The following is a 3,919-nucleotide window of genomic DNA, read 5'->3' as shown; positions in this document are numbered from 1 at the left end:
AATCCTCGGGCGCATCAATCGGTGGGCCCGTGCGCACCTTGGCCGAGGCTTCAGCGATGGGTAGGGCCAGCACCAGGGTTCCGTCCAGCTCCTGGGGATTGGGAGGGCGTACCTCCGACCAGCGATCGCACACCACATGGTCGGTAAACGCCTTGAGCGCCGTCAGCTTTTCGGTCGGGTCATCCACCCGAGTTGCAGTGCCAAACAGCACCACCGAGCGGTAGTTCATCGAGTGGTGAAAGGCCGATCGCGCTAGCACCAGCCCATCCAGCAGCGTCACTGTCAGGCACACCTCCACTCCTTGATCTAGAGTACGCAGCAGGCGGCTAGCGGGGGAACCGTGGATATAGAGTTTGTCCTCCAAGCGGCCATAGGCGGTAGGAATCACAAAGGATTGCCCTTCGACAACAAAGCCCAGATGACAGATCAGCCCTTCATCGAGAATGTCGTAGATCTGTTGAGGATCGTAGCTGGCCCGTTGAGGGACGCGTTTGACTTGGGTGCGAGGGGTAGAGGACTGAGCCATGGGTGAGAGTTCCTAATGAGAGAGAGGGATATTAAAGCGTGGCAGGGAGATGGGCGATTAGGACTTGGGCAGTGGAGTAGGTTTGCAAAGCAGTGATGATGTTGGGATGCGGCTCGACATAGAGGTTGGGATAGTCCACTTCGCCGCAGCGGGGGCGGATGGGGAAGGCGAGCTGTTCGCGATGCCAGCAAAATTCTGCTTGCACCCCTGGTTTATTGCCTCGGGCATCTAATCGCACCCAGCGGCGTAGCTCTACCAGATAAACTGCATTCAGGCCGTGCAAGGTAAATCGATCGGGCTGGGCATCGTCGAACACCAGACGCTGGTAGCAAAAGCCGGTGGGAATGCTGCAACTGCGCAGCAGCGCCGCCAGCAGATGGGTCTTGGCAAAGCAGAAGCCGTGGCCCTGGTGCAGCACTTCGGAAGCGGTGCAGGTGACGCGCGGATCGCCAATGTCGCAGGTGTGGGAAATGCGATCGCGCACCCACTTGTACACCACCCTGATTTGGTCTGGAACGGAGGAAATGCACTGGGTTAAAGATTTCCCTAACGTCGAAATGCTCGAATGTTGCCAGTCAATCACCGCTGAGGGGGCAAGGTAGTCTGCTAAATGGTTAAATTCTGAAATCAGGGAAAGCATCATGGTAGTTGGGTTGAATTTAGAGCTGTAGGCAATTTGGTTAGAACATGTTAGATAAATAAATTGCTTGCTTAGCCTTTTATTCATCCTTCTGCCTTCATCCTTCTGCCTTTTCCCGCAGATCGAGTTCCATCAAATTGCTGTCGCTGAAGCCCAGTCGCTGATAGAGTGGGCGGGCCTTGGGGGCAGCGTTTAGCACCACTTTGGTGCAGCCAATGCCCTGTAAATGCTCCACCACAAGCTGGATCAGCCGGGTGGCGATGCCCCGATGGCGATAGTCAGGCTCCACATAGACGCCCCAGATGTAGCCGTATTGGCGATCGCTGGGGAAGATAATCCAGGGATACAGCCCGGCGAACCGCTGCCCTCCCGCAGAGCCGACAATAGCCTCTTCTACTTCAGCCACAAAGGCCCGGTAGTGCAGGTGATGAAGGAGCGATCGCAAACGGCATTGCAGTCTTGACCACCATCATGGCGTCAGGTTTACCGCCCCATAGCCCCACGGCTAGAGAGCTTGCCAATAGCACCTGATGGCAGAGGCCGCCACCACTGTTGGGTCTGCGATAGTAAGCAGTTTCAATTCTGGAAACAGCAGGGGCAAACAACTTGCCACTCAGCATAATAGACGTTAACCGCCAGCGTCAGGAATCATCCTTGTCGTCGGTGAGGTACTGTAATAGCCTTATTTTCCGTCGTTCCAGGGCAATTGCCATCGGTCAGGGAAGACAGGCTACCCCTATCCTCGGTTTTGGCAGGGTTGCTTGTATCAAGTGACGGCAAATTCCGCCAATGCCTTTTTTTCTCCACCATTATGAAATTCTCTCCACGACTCCCGATTGTGGCCGGTATGGTTCTGTTCTGTATGGTGTTGCCCGCCTGCACTGGGGCACCGCCGCCGGCTCCTATAGCAGAAGCGCCCGCTGCGGTTGATGGTGCGATCACAGGCTGGGCCGACCTCTTGGGGCCAACCTCGGCTCCTGAAAACTGGCAGGTAGAACCCTGCGAAAATCCGGTACTGCTCTGCGTCACTGCCAACGGCGAGATTCTCGGCACTGTCGAGCGCTTTAGCCATCCCCTCAGCGCGGCGGATTTGCCAGGGGGAGTGCCCCCCACATCAGCGGCCCAGCGGCAGTTTCTCGAAATCTGGGTGGCGGATCACTACGCAGCGATGGAAAGCGATCGCGCCGGGGCTGATCCCAACCTTCAGTTCTCGGCAGAATCGCCAGAACCCGCTAGGGTCGGCAGTTTGCCAGGTCTGCGCTACGGCTACACCATCACCCATCCCAATGGCAAGGTGTTTGATCGCACCGTGGGCTACGTGGCCACCGATGGCGATCGGGTCTATGTCTTCGTCACTGGTGTCATCAGCGGCGACCCTAGCGGGTCTTTCTCGGACGCAAATGACTTAGCCACCTTTGAACCTCACCTGGCCACTATCATGGAGGAACTGCGGCTATGAATCGACAATCTACGATCGCCTCCCCAGTGAGCATCCCTCGTTTTCTCGTCTTCTGGGTGGGCGCAAATTTCCTCGGCGGCTTTGTCGTCGGCCTGCTGGAAAACAACGGCCTGCAATTTATGGCCACCCTAGTGCTGACGGGGGCCATTGTGGGTACGGCCCAGTGGCTGGTGCTGAAATCTCAGGGTGGCTTTCGGTGGTGGCCCCTTGCTAGTGCCCTGGGCTGGATAGTGAGCACCCTGGGTGTGATAGCGCTGAGCGGAGTCTACCAGTCGGTGGCAGTCCTACTGTGGCAGGCCTTTGGACTGTGGGAGGTCTTCTGGCTCAACTTGGTGCGGGAACCCCTAGTCGTGATGGGCATGGCCCTGGCCCAGGGATGGATTTTGCAACAACACGGTCGATTCCCAACTGGGCAGGTTGTGCCAACGCCCTGGAGCTGGTTGCTGGTGAGTCTGCTGGGCGGGGCATTGCAGGGGGCGGGGAGTGCGGCCCTGTGCGCCCTGCTGTGTCAAAGCTTGCCCAGCCTGCTGGTGGGGCTGGTGAATGGTTTGGGCTGGGCCGCCTACGGCCTGACCACAGGAATTTGGTTGATCCGGCAGCAGGCCGGAATTGAGGAGTCTCTATGAAAGCATTGAATAGGAAAGCGTTGAACGTGATGACTGTCGGCTTGGCTTTGGGTGTGGCCCTGGCCCATCGTCTGACCGTAAGCGTTGTCCAAGCAGACCCGACGGTACAGCAGACCAACTGGGCCTAGGCGCAACCGGTGGCTGTGAGTGCACTGCGATCGCACCTAGCCGCCTAAGACTGGCAGTCCGCTGATATCGCACCTAGCCGCCCAAAACCGGCAGTCTACTGATGCCGAAACCCGCCGCATCCTTGCACAGCCGAATAGGCAAAACGTGCGACTAGAGTTTGCGTGATTCACCCCAGAAGCCATTGAGCGACTCACCAAATCTGCGATCGCCCTAATATTGACAGGGATTAAGCCCCCCCCGATAAGTCAACCATTGCGCCCCCATTAGGGCAAACCTTCTCCGGCATTGCTGGTTTCTGAGATGAATCCATTTCTGAACAATCCATGATGCAAGGGTTAGTTCAGTGAATTCATCCCTCATCTAAGCAATACCCCTTCTCCGTTCTGGGTAACCGATGATGACAATGGTCTAGTAGCCTTAGCCTACTGTGAACCTGAGCGGATGACCGATGGCACGTGGAATCTTCAATTGATTGGGGTCCACCCAGCGCATCAGCGGCAGGGGCAAGGTGCGAAGCTTTTGCGCTTTGTCGAACAAAC

At 57.0% G+C, this 3,919-nt stretch carries 6 protein-coding genes; 3 read left to right on the top strand and 3 right to left on the bottom strand.

All coding sequences use genetic code 11. The features are described from left to right. The 3 genes from V6D20_24450 to V6D20_24440 all read right to left on the bottom strand — a co-directional run. The coding region (locus V6D20_24450; protein ID HEY9818932.1) for a pyridoxamine 5'-phosphate oxidase family protein at positions 1-526 on the bottom strand (526 nt) is incomplete at its 3' end. 31 nt (positions 527-557) lie between these two features. Beyond that, a complete protein-coding gene (locus V6D20_24445; protein HEY9818931.1) occupies positions 558-1,169 on the bottom strand; it encodes a transglutaminase family protein in 612 nt (203 codons plus the stop codon). A 94-nt stretch (positions 1,170-1,263) separates the two neighbouring features. Further along, complete coding sequence (locus tag V6D20_24440; protein HEY9818930.1) at positions 1,264-1,611, bottom strand: GNAT family N-acetyltransferase; 348 nt, start codon at positions 1,609-1,611, stop codon at positions 1,264-1,266. 366 nt (positions 1,612-1,977) lie between these two features. On the opposite strand from V6D20_24440, the gene V6D20_24435 reads away from it, so the two are divergent. Genes V6D20_24435 through V6D20_24425 form a run of 3 tightly spaced genes read left to right on the top strand, consistent with a single transcriptional unit; the run spans position 1,978 to position 3,379 of the window. Further along, the gene (locus V6D20_24435; protein ID HEY9818929.1) at positions 1,978-2,625 is read left to right on the top strand and encodes a hypothetical protein; all 648 of its coding nucleotides are present in this window, start codon (positions 1,978-1,980) and stop codon (positions 2,623-2,625) included. Then, entirely contained in the window at positions 2,622-3,251 is a 630-nt protein-coding gene (locus V6D20_24430; GenBank protein HEY9818928.1) for a hypothetical protein, read from the top strand. Before V6D20_24435 ends, V6D20_24430 begins: the two co-directional genes overlap by 4 nt. Continuing rightward, a complete protein-coding gene (locus V6D20_24425; protein ID HEY9818927.1) occupies positions 3,248-3,379 on the top strand; it encodes a hypothetical protein in 132 nt (43 codons plus the stop codon). Before V6D20_24430 ends, V6D20_24425 begins: the two co-directional genes overlap by 4 nt. Positions 3,380-3,919 lie beyond the last annotated feature (540 nt).

This window comes from Candidatus Obscuribacterales bacterium (assembly GCA_036703605.1).
Lineage (GTDB): Bacteria > Cyanobacteriota > Cyanobacteriia > RECH01 > RECH01 > RECH01.
This window is presented reverse-complemented; position numbering and strand designations above follow the sequence as displayed.